We start from the raw sequence: 16518 nt of genomic DNA, 5'->3' as shown, positions 1-16518 counted from the left end.
ATTTATTATCGTTATATTCGTATCTATAATAAAAAAAATGAAGTCATTTCTTGCTTCGAAAATGGACTTAATTAATAAACAGTAGCCAAACGTTGTGCCTAATTTTATTTTTTCAAGTCAGTATATAAGAGGAAATAACGCTTTATCTTTACATACAAACATTTCGACGAAGACAATTAGCTTTTGAAAGAATGAAGGATTAAAACAAAAAGACAAACAAATACATTTGCAAAAAAAATATATAATATGAATAATAATTATTACGCAATTATAATGGCTGGTGGTGTTGGATCAAGATTTTGGCCCGTTTCTACAACTGATTATCCTAAGCAATTTCACGATATGCTAGGTTCGGGTGATACTTTAATTCAAAAAACCTTTAGTCGTTTAGCAAAATTAATTCCGACCGAAAATATATATATTCTTACCAACGAACGATACAATGACTTGGTACTAGAGCAATTACCAATGGTTGAACAAGAGCAAATTTTGTTAGAACCAGCAATGCGAAATACAGCACCATGTATTTTATATGCTTCATTAAAAATTAAAAAACAAAATCCAGACGCACTTATGGTTGTGGCACCAAGTGATCATTGGATTGAAGATGAAGACGAATTTGGAAAAAATTTAAAACAATGTTTTGATTTTTGCGAGAAAGAGGATGCTTTATTGACTTTAGGAATCCAACCAACTTTTCCAAATACCGGTTTTGGTTATATTGAATTTGATAAATCGGATGAAAATTCATTAAAGAAAGTAAATCAATTTCGTGAAAAACCAGATTATGAAACGGCAAAATCATTTCTTGATGCAGGAAATTTTCTTTGGAATGCAGGAATCTTGATTTGGAGTGTAAATTCGATTATCTCATCATTTGAAAAATTTCAACCTCAAATGACCGCCTTGTTTATGAATGGCTATGGTGATTTTAATTCTGCATCAGAAAAAGATTTTATTGATAACAATTATGCTAATGCCGAAAACATTTCTATCGATTATGCAGTGATGGAAAAAGCAAACAATGTATATGTTCTTCCAGCAACATTCGATTGGAATGACCTTGGAACTTGGGGTTCCCTTCATGAAAAATTAGACAAGGACGAAAATAATAATGGTGTTATCAATGCCAAAGTTATTCTTGAAAATGCTTCTAATAACATCATTCGATCTGATGCTGATAAAATAATTGTGATTAATGGTCTAAGTGACTACATAATTGTTGATAAAGAAGGAGTTTTAATGATATATCCAAAAAGTAAAGAACAAGATATTAAACTAATTACCTCTTTAGCAAACAATTTGTAAAAATTTACAGTTCTTTATTCTGTGCTTTTCTAATTTTTTTGAAAAGATTTGACGAATAAACAAAATCGACAATTGCCTCATTATCAGTTTTAAAGATATCTTTTTTAGTGCCTTCCCAAGCTAGAATTCCATTTTTTAAGAAGATGATTTTCTCGCCAATTTCCATCACAGAGTTCATATCGTGCGTATTGATTACTGTCGTGATGTTGTATTCTTGAGTGATTTCCATAATTAAATTATCAATCACAATAGCGGTTTTTGGATCGAGTCCAGAGTTGGGTTCGTCACAAAATAAATACTTTGGATTGTTCACAATTGCTCTTGCAATGGCAACACGTTTTTGCATTCCGCCAGATATTTCAGATGGTTTTTTATGATTAGCATCAATTAAATTAACCCTTTGAATAACTACATTCACTCGATCTCTAATTTCTGCAGCCGATTTAGTTGTAAACATTTTTAAAGGAAAGCCTACGTTTTCCTCAACAGTCATACTATCAAATAAAGCGCTTCCTTGAAAAACCATTCCGATTTCTGTTCTTAACTCGCGTTTTTCATCGCTAGTTAAATCAGAATATACTCTTCCATCAAATGAAATTGTTCCTACATCTGGCGTGAAAATACCCAATAATGATTTAAGCAAAACCGTTTTTCCCGATCCACTTTGTCCTATAATTAAATTGGTTTTTCCAGTCTCAAATGTGGTTGTAATTCCTTTTAAAACTTTAGATTCACCAAACGATTTTTCTACATTTTTTACTTCTATCATCTGTTAATTGGTTAAAAGTAACTGTGTTAAAATATAATTTACCAAAATAATTACTACAGATGTCCAAACAAAGGCAACTGTACTTGCTTTTCCAACTTCGAGCGCGCCACCTTTCATATAATAGCCATGAAAAGAAGGAATTGTAGCAAGAATTAAAGCGAAAACTATTGTTTTTATAAAAGCATACGCAATATGAAATGGTATAAATTCGGTTTGAATTCCATTAATAAACTCATCACTCGATGTAAATCCGCCATAAACTCCAGCCATCCAACCACCAAGAATACCTAGAAACATGGCAATTCCAATAACAAACGGATACAATAAAAGTGCAATTATTTTAGGAAAAACTAAGTAGTTTAAAGAATTTACACCCATAACTTCCAAGGCATCAATTTGCTCGGTAACACGCATCGTTCCTATACTTGACGTGATAAACGAACCCATTTTTCCCGCCATAATTATCGAAATAAAAGTAGGAGCAAACTCTAAAATTACAGATTGTCTGGTTGCAAAACCAATTAAGTATTTAGGAATCAACGGATTGGTTAAGTTCAAAGCCGTTTGAATAGCAACAACACCACCAACGAAAAACGAAATGAATGCCACAATTCCAAGTGAATCAATAACCAAATCATCAATTTCTTTAAAAATCAATCCTCGCATAACACTCCATTTTGTGGGTTTATTGAAGACTTCTTTTAGCATTAGAAAATATTTTCCTATTTGCGATAAATAGCGAACTAGCATCATAGTTTTTAAATATGGTCAAAAATAGTTATAAGTTGTGACCCGAGGAAAAATAAATCGTTTTATTTTTTTGAATAGGCGAAGCAGTTTTGTGGTAAACTAATATGATTTTTTTGGGCGTTATCTTTCAGGTCGGGCTATTCGTTACAATCTTTTATTCCATTGCATTCCATAAAAGGATTTCCACTGCTATCCCTAACGCAAACTCCAATAAAAAAGGAACTAATTTTTTTTAAAACAACTTTTCTTTCATTTTTTGCAATCGGTACTTGCGAATAAATTTAGCTTGTTCAGTTGTGACCAAAAGTGGTTTTCTTTCAGATTTCGCTTTCCAAAAACCTTTTATGTAATCTATAAAAAGCAATGGTTTTTTCTTCATCATCGCCAGTTTAGCAGAGGCAATTGCGGTAATTAAAAAACCATAACCTAAAGTGTAAAAAGCTTCACCTTGTTTGTAGCGAGCCGTTTTGTCGTAGCGTGCGCCAGTTGGTTTTAAGTGTTTTACATGCAAACTTTCATCAGTTACAATTTTCCAATTATAAAACTTGCAAAGTAATTCATCAACAGTATCCCAACCCATGGCTGGTTTTAACCCACCAATTTCTTTAAAAGTTGCTTTTCTATAAGCTTTCAAAGCACCACGAATATGATCTTTATCGGTGAGATTTTCTAAGATCCAATCGCCATTTTTCTCGATGTAACAAAAACCACCAACCATTCCAATTCGATCATCCGATTGGAAATGATTTATAATTGTTTCAAAATAATTGGATGGGAAAATTAAATCGGCATCAATTTTAACTAAAATATCATAATTTTCATCAATGTGTTTTTCACCTTCATGAAACGCCTGAATGACCTTGCTTCCTGGTAAATGAATTGCATTTGAAACTTTATTTACTAAAGAAATCCAAGGATACTTTTTAGCAAATTCTTCTATAATTGCTGCAGTTCCATCTGTCGAATTATCATTAACTACAACCACTTTTGAAGGTAAAACAGTTTGTTCCACTAACGATTGTAAGGTTAGCGAAATAAATTTTTCTTCGTTGTATGTTGGAATTATAAGGTAATATTTCATGTGAAAAATCTATTTTCTTTCAGCAAAAACAATGTAGTATCTTGGAGTGAAATATCTAAGCAAAGGTCTGAATCCTAATTTATTAACTGGATGTGTAAATTTTTCACGAGCAGTGATTTTCCAACCTGTTTTTTCTAAAAGCCAATCTAGTTGCCAGTCTTCAAATTCGTGATAATGTCTGTCCCACATATCTGTTTTGCTTCTATATGCCGGAGAAAACCATAAGCGAAGTGGAATTGAAATCAATAATTTATCGCAATTTACGTTTTGTAAAACAGTATACGGATTTAATAAATGTTCGAAAATTTCAAATGCGGTGAAAACAGTATAACTTTCTGTTTGCAAAGCAGTTTGGTTATTGTCTAAGTCTTCACCTTTTGTATTTTTTACAGTATAACCATTCTCCTCCATGATTTTAGAAAACGGATTTGGCACACCTAAATCAAAGATTGTTTCAGAAGTAGTAACGTGCTTTTGTAAAAATTCTAAAGTATGCTTAAAGCGTTTATTTGGAAATGTTTTTTCGTACATGTTGGTTAATTTTGCCGCTAAGGCACTAAGTCGCAAAGATAAATAAAGTTTTTACTTTTAGGCGTTAGATTTGCTTCAAAATGGAATTGTAAATTTATGATTTCGTTTTTATAAAAATAAATTCTCGCGAAGTGGTTTTAGCCCTGATAGTAATGGAAAACCTTTTTAAAACAACAGCTATTTTTTCTTGAAATATAAAAACGACCAACGGAAGTTCTTTATATTTCTTTAGAAAAAAAGTTGTTGTTTAAAAAGTTTGGAATGTATAGCAGGATTAGCTTCTAATTATAGAAAATATGTGAATTTGGTCCAGCTTTGAACTTTTTTACATTTTATAAACTATTGCATTTACATTCATTCCTGCTCCAACTGACGCAAACATTATGACATCACCTTTGTTTAGTTCTTGGTTTTCGATTTCACCTTTTACAAGTGAATCATATAAAGTAGGAACCGTTGCAACGCTAGAATTTCCTAATTTGTGAATACTCATTGGCATAATTCCAGCAGGTGGAGTTTGTCCGTAAAGTTTGTAAAAACGTTGGGTAATTGCTTCATCCATTTTTTCATTGGCTTGGTGAATCAATATTTTTTTGAGATTTGAAATGTCGATTCCGCAGCTATCAAGACATTCTTTCATGGCTTTTGGAACATTGCTTAAAGCAAATTCATAAATTTTTCTACCATGCATTTTTATGTATCGGACATCAGGATCGAGGTTTTTATTGAATGAACCGCCAAAGAATAAATAATTGGCTTCGTCATAGGTAAAAGTTGCCGATTCGTGTGCTAAAATTCCACCATCCTTTTCTGTAGCCTCTATAATTGTTGCTCCAGCACCATCAGAATAAATCATCGAATCTCTATCATGTGGATCGGTAACTCTGGATAAAGTTTCGGCACCAATAACTAAACATTTTTTAGCCATTCCAGACTTGATAAAAGCAGTTGCTTGAATTACGCCTTCAACCCATCCAGGACAACCAAAAAGCATGTCATAAGCGACACATTTTGGATTTTTTATACGTAAATTATACTTGACTTTAGAAGCTAAACTAGGCAACATATCACCTTGAATAGCGCCTTTTTTTACATCGCCAAAATTGTGTGCAAAAATAATGTAGTCTAATGTTTCTGGATCAATATTGGCGTTTTCAATCGCTTTCTGTGAGGCAATTGTTGCAATATCGGAAGTTATTAAATCATCTGCCACATACCTGCGTTCTTCAATACCAGTGATACCTTGAAATTTTTCAGTAATTATTTCATTGGGTTGAGCAAACGGCGTTCCATCTTCATTTAAAAATTCATGTTTAGCAAAGTCACTGTTAGCAACTATCTTAGTTGGAATGTAACTTCCAGAACCTGTTATTTTTATATTCATCTTTATTTTAATGACACATTATAATGTAAATCTAAAGATAATAAATCAATTGGCAACACAAATAATACTATGCGTGCATATAATTATGAAATTATCAATTAATGCGATTTTTTTTATGAAATATGTATTCTTATTGGTTTTTTTGCGCAATTTTTATTTGCATAATTGTAGCAATACTCAAAGCTTGTGTCTTTATTTTTTCTGAATTCGCTCCTTTAAAATGTTCATCTATAGTAGTATTAAAATGATTTAACCATATTTTGAATAATTCTGGAGACAAATATTCTTTTTCATTTATGTCTAAATGAATTTGAGTTAGATTATTGGTATATCCGCCAGTTCCTAAAATGGCTTGCGACCAAAAAGTGACCAAAATGGGCAAATGTTCTTCGAGATGAATCTTTACAACATCAGTAAAAATATAACTGATACTTTCATCGGATAAAAGTTTTTTGTAGAATTCGTCTACAAGTAGATACAAATCGTCTTGGTTTTGAATGTCATTCATTTCTAAAAGATTAGTATGCAAAGTTACTCGATTCTATTTTCAATACTATGATTTATGTCATTTTATATAAAAGTAAAAAGGTCTCAAAAATTAATTTGAAACCTTTTTAATCTTAATACTTAATACTAAAATCTTACTACTACATGTAAGCCTCAATTGGAGCACAGCTACAAACTAAATTTCTATCACCGTAAGCTTCATCTACACGACGAACTGTTGGCCAGAATTTATTTTCGGCGATATAATCCAATGCAAAAGCTGCTTGTTCTCTTGTGTATGGGAAAGTCCAAGTGTCACTTGTAATCATTGCTAAAGTGTGTGGCGCATTTCTTAAAATATTATTTGCATCTTCTTTCGTAGAAACTTCAATTTCTTTTCTAATAGAAATCATAGCATCACAAAAACGATCTAATTCTGCTAAATCTTCACTTTCTGTTGGCTCAATCATCAAAGTTCCAGCTACCGGAAATGAAACTGTTGGTGCGTGGAAACCATAATCCATTAAACGTTTTGCGATATCGGTTACTTTAATTCCGTTTTCTTCAAATGCTCTACAATCTAAAATCATTTCGTGTGCTGCGCGTCCCATTTCTCCAGAATACAAAATTGGATAATGTTCTTCTAATCTTGCTTTCATATAATTTGCATTTAAAATCGCAAATTTTGTAGCATTGGTTACACCTTCAGCGCCAAGCATCGTGATGTATCCGTAAGAAATTAAACATACTAAAGCAGAACCATAAGGAGCAGCAGAAATCGCTGTAATTGCTTGATTTCCTCCAGTAGGAATAATTGGATTTGTTGGTAAAAACGGAACTAATTTTTCGTTTACACAAATTGGTCCGACACCAGGTCCACCGCCACCATGAGGAATAGCGAATGTTTTGTGTAAATTCAAGTGACAAACATCAGCTCCAATTGTAGCCGGATTTGTTAATCCAACTTGAGCGTTCATGTTGGCACCATCCATATAAACTAAACCACCATTTTCGTGAATAAGATCTGTGATTTCACAAATAGCACTTTCAAAAACTCCGTGAGTTGATGGATAAGTTACCATTAAAGCCGATAAATTATCTTTATGTTCGATAGCTTTCGCTCGTAAATCTTCTACATCAATGTTACCGTTTTCCATAGTTTTGGTAACGATGATTTGCATTCCTGCCATTGCAGCCGAAGCTGGGTTGGTTCCGTGAGCCGAAGCTGGAATCAAACATACATTTCTGTGTTGATCACCACGAGATAAATGATAGGCACGAATCGCCATCAAACCTGCATATTCTCCTTGCGCACCAGAATTTGGTTGTAAAGTTGTTCCTGCAAATCCAGTGATCTCATTTAATTGTTGCTCTAATTTTTTAAGCATAATTTGGTAGCCTTCCGCTTGTTCAACTGGAGCAAATGGGTGAATACTGTTCCAATTTGCCATCGATAACGGTAGCATTTCAGCAGCAGCATTTAATTTCATCGTACAAGAACCTAACGAAATCATCGAATGATTTAACGATAAATCTTTACGCTCTAATTTTTTGATATAACGCATCAACTGACTTTCAGAATGATGGTTGTTGAAAACATCATGTGTCAAGAAAGTTGAAGTTCTTTCAAGTGAATCAGAAAAATTAATTGTTGAAGTCAATTCAGATACTTTAAAACTATCTTTTCCTGTTGCTTCTGCAAAAATTGAAATGATTTGATTTAAATCTGATAAAGAAGTAGTTTCATTTATAGAAATTGAAATCGTATCTGCATCAACATAATAAAAATTCACTTCATTTTTCTCTGCAATTGCTTTTACTTTTTGAGCATCAGCTTTTACTAAAATGGTATCAAAGAAAGAAGTATTTACATTGTAAATGCCTAATTTATTTAAAGCATCAGCCAAAGTAACTGCCGAAGCATGTACTTTATCTGCAATGTATTTTAATCCTTTTGGTCCGTGATAAACAGCGTACATTCCGGCCATAACAGCAAGTAAAACTTGAGCTGTACAAATGTTAGAAGTCGCTTTTTCACGTTTGATATGTTGCTCGCGAGTTCCTAAAGCCATTCTTAAAGCTCTATTTCCGTTAACGTCAATAGAAACACCAATTATTCTTCCTGGCATTGAACGTTTAAATTCTTCTCTTGTTGCAAAATAAGCCGCATGTGGTCCGCCATAACCCATCGGAATACCGAAACGTTGTGAAGTTCCAACTACAACATCGGCACCCATTTCTCCTGGAGATTTAAGCTTTACCAATGATAAAATATCAGCAGCAACGGCAACTTTAATTTCTTTTTCGTGTGCTTTTGCGATGAAACTTGCGTAATCATGAACTTGACCAAATTTTCCTGGATATTGTAAAATAGCTCCGAAGAAATCTGTTGAAAAATCAAATGTTTCGTGATTTCCAACTACTAATTCAACACCAATTGGAGTAGCGCGAGTTTGTAAAACAGATAAAGTTTGAGGTAAAATTTCTTCAGAAACGAAGAATTTACAAATGTTATTTTTCTTTTGATCACGAGAACGAACGTCATACAATAATGACATTGCTTCGGCTGCAGCAGTTCCTTCGTCAAGAAGAGATGCGTTAGCAATTTCCATTCCGGTTAATTCGATAACAGTGGTTTGGTAGTTCAAAATTGCTTCTAGACGACCTTGAGCAATTTCTGCTTGATAAGGCGTGTAAGCAGTATACCAACCTGGATTTTCAAAAATATTTCTCTGAATTACAGCAGGAACAATCGCTGGATGATAACCTAAACCGATATATGATTTGAAAATTTTGTTTTTCTTTCCTAATTCTTGAATGTGCGATAAGTATTCGTATTCAGTCATTGGAGCGTCTAAATCTAAGTCTTTTTTTAGACGAATATTGTCTGGCACAGTTTCGTAAATTAACTGGTCAAGACTTTCAACTCCAATAGTTTTAAACATATGTTGTAGGTCGTTCTCACGTGGACCTATGTGGCGTAATGCAAAAGCGTCTGTTCTCATTTAAATAGAAATAAATATAAAATTTGTGTGTTGTTTTTAAGAATCTGAAACTTATTCAAATTGAAGCACAAAAGTAATTATTAAACTTCTATTTTTAAGTTAAACAAAGGGTAATATTTTGAGAAATTGTTAACTAAAAAGAGGGTTTATTAACAGAATGATTAGTTTTGTAGTATGCAATTTTTAAAGAAGCTTTTCGACTTTTACATCAATTCAAGTATTCATGTGGCTTTGTCTGTATATGCTTTGGTACAATTGACACAAATTTTGTTTAGCATTTCTAATGATTTTGCTACTTCTTACTTCGCTTTTTTCGGAACAATTGTGGGTTATAATTTTGTAAAATATGATGCTTTAGCGAGAGCAAAAAAAGTACAAATGTCACTTCAATTAAAAGGAATTGCCTTTTTGAGTTTTCTATCTTTAATAGCTACTGGATATTATTTTTTTCAACTGCAAAAGAATACGCAAATCATTGGTTTTGTATTTCTCGCCATAACATTATTGTACACCTTGCCGTTCTTTCCCAACAAAAAAAATGCACGAAATTGGGCTGGAATTAAAATCTACATTGTGGCTTTATGTTGGGTAGGCGTGACGCTTTTTCTGCCAATTATCAATACTAATTTGCCTTTAACAAATTATGTTTTTTTGGTTGCAGCACAACGATTTATTCTGATTTTTGTAATGATTTTAATTTTTGAAATCATTGATTTAAGGTTGGATGATCCACATTTGAAAACTGTTCCGCAACAAATTGGGGTTTTAAAAACCAAACGGGTTGGAGTTGTTTTGATGATTTTATTCGTGTTATTAGAATTTTTATCTACAGATTTTCGACTGGAATTTTTTTCTTTAAAATTGGCTTTAGCATTAACGACGATTTTATTTTTGTTGTTTTCAAATGAAAATCGGTCGCGTTATTATGCTTCTCTTTGGGTAGAAAGTATCCCGATATTTTGGTGGTTATTTTTGCTCGTTTTCGGCTAATTCTTTTAGAACTCTATTGCGTTCAGAAATAAAATTAGTTAAATGTTTTTTCAGAATAAGTACATCAAATAATTTTCCAAAAATTCCGTACGGCGTTTGATACTGAATTTTGTCAATCATCATTACAAATCCGTTCCCATCGATGAAGGAATGCTCGTGTTTGAACTTCTTAAATTTACCTTCGACCATTTCATCCACAAAATAATCATAGAGATTCATTGCAGGAATGATACTTTTATGAGTTAAATAGAATCCAAAATGTTTGCCACGCCAAGTAACGGTTTCGTTTACATTTATCAAACCCGAAGTTACTCCATCTATAGCAGTTTCGTTAGATTTTGCTGTCGATAATTTATGAATATCGATGTTTCTTGATAAGTCGAAAATGACTTGTTTGGATGATTTGATTTTTGTTGAAAGATTTATTGTGGTCATTGTTTTATCAAATTTTTAAATGCTTTTTCTAAAGTTTCATATTCAAATGTAAATCCGTTTTCTTGTAATTTTTTCGGAATAACATTTCGGCTTTTCAATACTAATTCTGTTTCTGTTCTGATGAAAAAGGATCCAATTTCGAGCATTAATTTATTTGTTGGTATTCCAAATGTAACGCCAATAATTCCTCGAAGAGTTTTCATGAAATCATAATTTCGGACTGGATTTGGTGAAACAATATTTGCTACTTCTGTCAGCTCTTTTTCTATTGCAAATTCAATTGCTCGTGCAAAATCTTTTTCGTGAATCCAACTAATAAATTGATTTCCTTTTCCTTGTTTTCCGCCAAGGCCAAATTTTGCAAGCATTTTTATTGGAACAAAAGCACCACCATTTTTTCCTAAAACTATAGAAGTTCGCAAAGCCGTTTTCAATGTTTTTGGAGTTTCCGTTTCAAAGAAGGCTTTCTCCCAACTTTTTGCAATGTTCATTGAGAAGTCATCACCAATTTCGCCAGTAAATTCATCCATTTGTTTATCTAATGAAAATCTATATATTGTAGATGTTGATGAATTCAGCCAATGTTTTGGTGGATTTTTACAATTTAAAACAGCTTCATTTAGTATTTTTGTGCTGTCAATTCTAGAATCGTAAATTTCTTTTTTATTGTTTTCAGTATATCTGCAATCAACTGATTTTCCTGCTAGATTTATTAAAACTGAGGCATTTTCTAATTCATTCTCCCAACCAGTCAAAGTTTTTGCATCCCAATTCACATATTTTATGGAATCACTAATTTTAGATTTTCCTCGAGTTAAAATTACGATTTCATCAAATTTATCTTTAAAATGTGCTACTAAAACCTGACCTAAAAATCCTGTTCCTGCTGCAATTATTAGCTTTTTCATTAGTTTAAATTTAAGATGATTGTTAAGGCAATTATTCGATAAATCACCCAAGTTATAGATAAGTAAAATGGTAATTCTAATAGTTTAACTCTTCTTGAATGTTCGATTAGCATTAGTAAGACTGTTATTCCAAACCAACCTAACGTGATTAGTTCTGGTATATTTAAAATTAAATTTAAAATCAATATGGGAAGTAAAAGTAATGAACCCATTAGTGAAACTGTCATTAAGTTTCCAATGTAATTTAAAATTGTTTTCTTGTCAAATTTTATCATAAATAAACCTTGAAAAACTATTTGACCTAAAGCAAGAAATACTTCTCTGATAATAGTTGATTTTGGCAAAATGCTTATAAAATCTGAAAATTCATATAAGACAAATGTTGTTATAGTTGCTGCAAACAAAATGTACAATATTCGATACTTAAAGTTAAAATCAGGAACACATTGCAACTTGATTTCTTTTTTAATTTTACTCGGAATAATTACTTTTCGATTGTAAGAAATGAAAGAATATAATTTTTTTAGAAAGAATTTTATTGGTTTGAGATTTCCGATTTTTTCCATCCAAGGAAATGAAAATCCAATTACTTTTAGTAAGCTATCAATTCCATAAATCACGGTTTTGTTTTCGTTATCGACTAATGCAATTTCGTTAGAAGCACGTTTTACATCTATAAAATTTTGCTCTTCATCAGATAGTTGACAATAAGGTTTTTTGCCGTTTTCGTCTAACATTCCTGCTTTTATAAATCCTGAAGTGTAAACTCGACAAAGCGGACAATCTTCGTCATATAACAAGGTTTGTTTCGCAAGTGTTTTCATCTTATAGTTTTTTTACCTTCAATCGTTATTTTTGAACCTAATGCTAGAAATTCAGAAGTTGGTTGTAAATCTTGTAAAAACTTAAAATCTTTACCATAAATACTTTCGAAATCTACATCAATTTTTGAATCAATGACTTTTAATTGCTTCCAACTTGGATGCGTAACTTCGTATTCAATTGTTTTGTTTTCATTGAATTTTGTGTAACCAAAATAATGTTCAGTTATGAACTCAGCTTCTGAATTAACCTCAATTGGAATTGTGTTTTTTTCTGTTGTCATTGTAATCGAATTCCATTTAGCATCTTTAAACCATTCGTATTGAAACCTTTTTGATATTTCATTTTCAGTTCTTGAGTGACGCATTTTCAACGTTTGATAATGTTCGTTGTATAAAGTATTGGCTATAATTGTAACGGCGTGTTTCGGAACAATTTCTTTAACGAAAACAACGCCACGTTTCCAAATTCCGTTTTCGTATCTTTTCACATAAAAGCGTAAATTGACTTCCTCAAAATTCACATGAAACGGAACTTTGATTCCTAAAACTTTTACGTTTTCAAACATAAATCCGATTAAGCTGATGTAACATTTGCCATTCCATAAGTCGAGTTCAGTGCCTTTTGGAATATAATTGTTTAAAATATTTGGATCGATTTCGTAATTGATCATTGCTAAATCATTCCACTCTGCGGTTAAGAAGCTCATTTGTTAAGTATATTAAATTTAGAATTAGAAAAGCTGCAATAGTTTATGTACAAATTGTAAAGTCCTATTGGAAGGCACATATAAAAAAAGTCACCTTCTATAAATTTGAAAAACAGAATTACAAAAAACCAATAAAGGATATAAAGTGAGAATAGATATTTATTGTAAGCCATTGCATAAAACGTAAAACTAAAGGCTGTAAAAACTTGAAAAAATCCAAGAATAACTAAAAATCCGATACTACTATCTAAATTCAAGCTCATGATGTTTTCCAAGAATACACCTACAAATGCTACGATAGTCAAAATCAAATTAAGGTAGAATACAAACTGTCTCATAATTATCTATTATTTTAAACTTTCAGAAAAAAATGAAAGTTTTGATTAAATTTTTTTACTCTATTTCATTATTTTAACAACCAATTTTGCTAACCAATTGTCTTTGTATTCGGTCATTTTGTCTAACATATTATCAGCTTTCAATACAAAGTCATATAATTTTGTTGTTTGATCTACAAAATGTTTTTCTTCAGCAGTATTGTCTGATGTAATAGATGAAACTTCTTTCAATACTTTCAAAGCAGGTTTGATTTCTCTTTTGCTTCGTTCTCTCGAAATTTTCACGGCTAATTCGTCTAAATCTTTTTCTGCTGTAAAATATTCGCGTCTTTCACCAGCTTTGTATTCTTTATAAACTATTCCCCAATCCATTAATGCTCTTAAATTCATTGAAGCATTTCCACGAGAAATTTGCAATTCTTCCATAATGTCTTCCATCGAAACTGCATCGTGCGAAACCATCAAAAGCGCATGAATTTGAGCCATGGTTTTGTTAATTCCCCATTGGCTACCCAGTGCGCCCCAAGTTTGAACAAATTTATTTTTAGCTTCTTTGAATTCCATTTTAGAATGTTATTTCATTTTGATAAAACAAAGGTATATAAAAGTTTTTAAAGTTTCAAAAAAAAATGAAAGTTTGTTTGTTTTTATTTAAAACGTATAAATTGGTGAATACAATCACTAATAAATATATAATATTGGTGAATGCGTTCACCAAAAAACATATTTAATTGGTGAATATAATCACTAAACTATATATAAATTTGGTGAATAGGGAATAATTTTATAATTTTGAGGAAAGTTTAAAGTTATGATAAATAGAGATTTAACCAATGTTGTGCTTAAAAAGCTGCATAAAGGTAAAGCTATTGTGCTAATTGGTCCAAGACAAGTTGGTAAAACAACTTTAGTAAATGCTTTATTAGATGATAAAGAGTATCTGTTTTTGGATGGTGATGATAATTCGGTGTCCGATTTACTTTCTAATGCCAATACAGAACAATTAAGAAGTATAATCGGAAATTATAAATACGTTTTTATTGATGAAGTGCAACGCATTCCAAATATTGGGTTAAAGTTGAAGATTATGGTGGATCAAATTAAAGATGTTCAAGTAATTGTCTCAGGTTCATCAGCTTTTGATATTAATAACATGACGCAAGAACCTTTAACAGGAAGAAAATTTGAATATCAAATGTTTCCGGTTTCGTGGAGTGAATTTGAAAATAATGTTGGTTATGTTAAAGCGTATCAACAACTAGAATTACGAATGCTTTACGGAATGTATCCCGATGTAATAAATAATTTTGGAAACGAATATGAGATTTTGAAAAACTTGGTTTCGAGTTATTTGTATAAAGATATTTTGGCTTTAGCAGGCATTAGAAAATCGAATGTTTTAGAAAAAATTCTCCAAGCATTAGCGCTGCAAGTAGGAAGTGAAGTTAGTTACAACGAAATCGCTCAATTGGTTGGTGTTGATAAAAACACAGTGAATAATTACATCGATTTGTTAGAAAAAAGTTTTGTTATTTTTAGACTAAATAGTTTTTCTAAAAACATCAGAAACGAGATAAAAGCCAACAAGAAAATCTATTTTTACGACAATGGTGTACGAAATATGGTTATTGGAAATTTCAGCAATTTAGCACTTCGACAAGATAAAGGTGCTTTGTGGGAAAATTTTATGATTGCTGAAAGAATGAAGCATTTGTCCTATTCGCAAAGCAATGCAAAACCCTATTTTTGGAGAACTACAACACAGCAAGAAATTGATTATATAGAAACCAATGCCGACGCAGTAAGTGCGTTCGAATTCAAATGGGCAAGTACAAAAAAAGCTAAATTACCCAAGTCGTTTATAGAAGCTTACAACCCAAGTTTTTTGGTGGTGAATAAGGATAATTTTAGGGATTTCTTGAAATAGATTCTTTAATAACTCCGACAAAGTTCAAAACTCTGTCGGAGTTTAATTTATAACAACCCAGCACGTTTCAACAACGCATCCGCTTTAGGTTCTTGACCACGAAACTTTTTATACAATTCCATTGGTAATTCTGTTCCGCCTTTTGAGAGTACATTGTCTTTAAATTTGGTTGCCACTTCTTTATTAAAAATGCCTTTTTCTTGGAAATAAGCAAATGCATCAGCATCTAAAACTTCTGCCCATTTGTAGCTATAATACCCTGAAGAATATCCACCTTGGAATATGTGTGAAAAAGAAGTACTCATACAATTCTCAGCAACATCAGGATATAAACTTGTACCTTCCATTGCTTGTTTTTCAAAAGCTTTTACATCGGCGATGGTTTGAGATTTTCCGTGATAAGTCATATCTAAAATACCAAAACTCAATTGACGTAACGTTGCCATTCCTTCTAAGAAACTCGCACTTTCTTTGATTTTTTCTACATATTCCTGCGGAATGATTTCCCCAGTTTCGTAATGTTTTGCAAACAATGCCAATGCTTCTGGTTCGTAACACCAATTTTCCATAACTTGACTTGGTAACTCAACAAAATCCCAATAAACCGAAGTTCCAGACAAACTTGGATAAGTTGTGTTGGCTAACATTCCGTGTAAAGCGTGACCAAATTCGTGGAATAAAGTGGTTACTTCATTGAAGGTTAGGAGTGAAGGTTTGGTTTCTGTTGGCGGTGTGAAATTACAAACGATAGAAACGTGTGGTCTTTCATTAATTCCATTTTTCACTGCTTGCGATTTATATGATGTCATCCAAGCGCCATTTCGTTTTCCTTTTCTTGGAAAAAAATCGGAGTAGAAAATGGCAACCAATTCTCCTTCAAAGTCTAACACCTCAAAAGTTTGCACATCTTCATGGTATTTGTCAATATCAAAAACTTCTTTAAAAGTAATTCCGAATAGTTTTTCGGCAATGGTAAATGCGCCATTCAAAACATTTTCTAACTTGAAATAAGGTTTTAAAATTTCATCATCAAAGTTGAATAATTTTTGTTTCAATTTTTCTGAATAGTAAGCTC

At 32.0% G+C, this 16518-nt stretch carries 16 protein-coding genes; 3 read left to right on the top strand and 13 right to left on the bottom strand.

What is annotated here, in order from left to right:
• Positions 1–246: 246 nt before the first annotated feature.
• Complete coding sequence (locus DIU01_RS07075) at positions 247–1308, top strand: mannose-1-phosphate guanylyltransferase (RefSeq protein ID WP_290832911.1); 1062 nt, start codon at positions 247–249, stop codon at positions 1306–1308.
• 4 nt (positions 1309–1312) lie between these two features.
• On the opposite strand, the gene DIU01_RS07070 is transcribed toward DIU01_RS07075, so the two are convergent.
• The 7 genes from DIU01_RS07070 to gcvP form a co-directional block, all read right to left on the bottom strand.
• Positions 1313–2077, bottom strand: a complete 765-nt coding sequence (locus DIU01_RS07070; protein ID WP_290832909.1) for an ABC transporter ATP-binding protein — start codon at positions 2075–2077, stop codon at positions 1313–1315.
• A 3-nt stretch (positions 2078–2080) separates the two neighbouring features.
• Positions 2081–2830, bottom strand: coding sequence for an ABC transporter permease (locus DIU01_RS07065; protein WP_290832907.1), 750 nt, complete (start codon positions 2828–2830; stop codon positions 2081–2083).
• A gap of 229 nt (positions 2831–3059) precedes the next feature.
• Positions 3060–3908 (bottom strand): glycosyltransferase family 2 protein, encoded by an 849-nt coding sequence (locus tag DIU01_RS07060; protein WP_290832905.1) that lies wholly within the window; start codon positions 3906–3908, stop codon positions 3060–3062.
• A gap of 9 nt (positions 3909–3917) precedes the next feature.
• Complete coding sequence (locus tag DIU01_RS07055; RefSeq protein WP_290832903.1) at positions 3918–4439, bottom strand: methyltransferase; 522 nt, start codon at positions 4437–4439, stop codon at positions 3918–3920.
• A gap of 325 nt (positions 4440–4764) precedes the next feature.
• Positions 4765–5823 (bottom strand): 3-oxoacyl-ACP synthase III family protein, encoded by a 1059-nt coding sequence (locus DIU01_RS07050; RefSeq protein ID WP_290832901.1) that lies wholly within the window; start codon positions 5821–5823, stop codon positions 4765–4767.
• 130 nt (positions 5824–5953) lie between these two features.
• On the bottom strand, positions 5954–6331 hold the full coding sequence (locus DIU01_RS07045; protein WP_290832898.1) for a group III truncated hemoglobin: 378 nt from the start codon (positions 6329–6331) through the stop codon (positions 5954–5956).
• Between the two features lie 139 nt (positions 6332–6470).
• Positions 6471–9314, bottom strand: coding sequence for an aminomethyl-transferring glycine dehydrogenase (gene gcvP, locus DIU01_RS07040; RefSeq protein ID WP_290832896.1), 2844 nt, complete (start codon positions 9312–9314; stop codon positions 6471–6473).
• A 174-nt stretch (positions 9315–9488) separates the two neighbouring features.
• Here gcvP and DIU01_RS07035 point away from each other — a divergent pair, with 174 nt between their 5' ends.
• Positions 9489–10304 carry a hypothetical protein gene (locus DIU01_RS07035; protein ID WP_290832894.1) on the top strand — a complete coding sequence of 272 codons (816 nt, stop codon included), beginning with the start codon at positions 9489–9491 and terminating at the stop codon, positions 10302–10304.
• Here the strand turns inward: DIU01_RS07035 and DIU01_RS07030 are convergent.
• The 5 genes from DIU01_RS07030 to DIU01_RS07010 all read right to left on the bottom strand — a co-directional run bounded on the left by DIU01_RS07030 (position 10281) and on the right by DIU01_RS07010 (position 14080).
• On the bottom strand, positions 10281–10739 hold the full coding sequence (locus DIU01_RS07030; RefSeq protein WP_290832892.1) for an SRPBCC family protein: 459 nt from the start codon (positions 10737–10739) through the stop codon (positions 10281–10283). The genes DIU01_RS07035 and DIU01_RS07030 overlap by 24 nt on opposite strands.
• Positions 10736–11647, bottom strand: coding sequence for a TIGR01777 family oxidoreductase (locus DIU01_RS07025; RefSeq protein ID WP_290832890.1), 912 nt, complete (start codon positions 11645–11647; stop codon positions 10736–10738). Before DIU01_RS07025 ends, DIU01_RS07030 begins: the two co-directional genes overlap by 4 nt.
• The gene (locus DIU01_RS07020) at positions 11647–12471 is read right to left on the bottom strand and encodes a hypothetical protein (RefSeq protein WP_290832888.1); all 825 of its coding nucleotides are present in this window, start codon (positions 12469–12471) and stop codon (positions 11647–11649) included. The genes DIU01_RS07025 and DIU01_RS07020 overlap by 1 nt, the downstream gene beginning before the upstream one ends.
• Positions 12468–13178: a DUF2071 domain-containing protein gene (locus DIU01_RS07015; protein WP_290832886.1), complete on the bottom strand. Its 711-nt coding sequence runs from the start codon at positions 13176–13178 to the stop codon at positions 12468–12470. Before DIU01_RS07015 ends, DIU01_RS07020 begins: the two co-directional genes overlap by 4 nt.
• A gap of 398 nt (positions 13179–13576) precedes the next feature.
• Positions 13577–14080 (bottom strand): GbsR/MarR family transcriptional regulator, encoded by a 504-nt coding sequence (locus DIU01_RS07010; RefSeq protein WP_290832884.1) that lies wholly within the window; start codon positions 14078–14080, stop codon positions 13577–13579.
• Between the two features lie 247 nt (positions 14081–14327).
• On the opposite strand from DIU01_RS07010, the gene DIU01_RS07005 reads away from it, so the two are divergent.
• Entirely contained in the window at positions 14328–15443 is a 1116-nt protein-coding gene (locus DIU01_RS07005) for an ATP-binding protein (RefSeq protein ID WP_290832882.1), read from the top strand.
• Positions 15444–15490: 47 nt separating this feature from the next.
• Here DIU01_RS07005 and DIU01_RS07000 read toward each other — a convergent pair.
• Positions 15491–16518, bottom strand: a 1028-nt coding sequence (locus DIU01_RS07000; RefSeq protein WP_290832880.1) for a M3 family metallopeptidase, incomplete at its 5' end; no start/stop codon positions are given.

Origin of the sequence: Flavobacterium sp., from assembly GCF_003525665.1 — a bacterium.
Classification (GTDB): domain Bacteria; phylum Bacteroidota; class Bacteroidia; order Flavobacteriales; family Flavobacteriaceae; genus Flavobacterium.
Note: the sequence above shows the minus strand (reverse complement) of the source record. Positions and strands in the feature narration are given on the sequence as shown.

Excerpts from the sequence above, each read along its gene's own strand:
- DIU01_RS07020 (WP_290832888.1), bottom strand. The coding sequence starts at position 12,471 with ATGAAAACACTTGCGAAACAAACCTTGTTATATGACGAAGATTGTCCG.
- DIU01_RS07010 (WP_290832884.1), bottom strand. The coding sequence starts at position 14,080 with ATGGAATTCAAAGAAGCTAAAAATAAATTTGTTCAAACTTGGGGCGCA.
- DIU01_RS07065 (WP_290832907.1), bottom strand. The coding sequence starts at position 2,830 with ATGATGCTAGTTCGCTATTTATCGCAAATAGGAAAATATTTTCTAATG.
- gcvP (WP_290832896.1), bottom strand. The coding sequence starts at position 9,314 with ATGAGAACAGACGCTTTTGCATTACGCCACATAGGTCCACGTGAGAAC.
- DIU01_RS07045 (WP_290832898.1), bottom strand. The coding sequence starts at position 6,331 with ATGAATGACATTCAAAACCAAGACGATTTGTATCTACTTGTAGACGAA.
- DIU01_RS07060 (WP_290832905.1), bottom strand. The coding sequence starts at position 3,908 with ATGAAATATTACCTTATAATTCCAACATACAACGAAGAAAAATTTATT.
- DIU01_RS07070 (WP_290832909.1), bottom strand. The coding sequence starts at position 2,077 with ATGATAGAAGTAAAAAATGTAGAAAAATCGTTTGGTGAATCTAAAGTT.
- DIU01_RS07015 (WP_290832886.1), bottom strand. The coding sequence starts at position 13,178 with ATGAGCTTCTTAACCGCAGAGTGGAATGATTTAGCAATGATCAATTAC.
- DIU01_RS07050 (WP_290832901.1), bottom strand. The coding sequence starts at position 5,823 with ATGAATATAAAAATAACAGGTTCTGGAAGTTACATTCCAACTAAGATA.
- DIU01_RS07075 (WP_290832911.1), top strand. The coding sequence starts at position 247 with ATGAATAATAATTATTACGCAATTATAATGGCTGGTGGTGTTGGATCA.
- DIU01_RS07025 (WP_290832890.1), bottom strand. The coding sequence starts at position 11,647 with ATGAAAAAGCTAATAATTGCAGCAGGAACAGGATTTTTAGGTCAGGTT.
- DIU01_RS07055 (WP_290832903.1), bottom strand. The coding sequence starts at position 4,439 with ATGTACGAAAAAACATTTCCAAATAAACGCTTTAAGCATACTTTAGAA.
- DIU01_RS07005 (WP_290832882.1), top strand. The coding sequence starts at position 14,328 with ATGATAAATAGAGATTTAACCAATGTTGTGCTTAAAAAGCTGCATAAA.
- DIU01_RS07035 (WP_290832894.1), top strand. The coding sequence starts at position 9,489 with ATGCAATTTTTAAAGAAGCTTTTCGACTTTTACATCAATTCAAGTATT.
- DIU01_RS07030 (WP_290832892.1), bottom strand. The coding sequence starts at position 10,739 with ATGACCACAATAAATCTTTCAACAAAAATCAAATCATCCAAACAAGTC.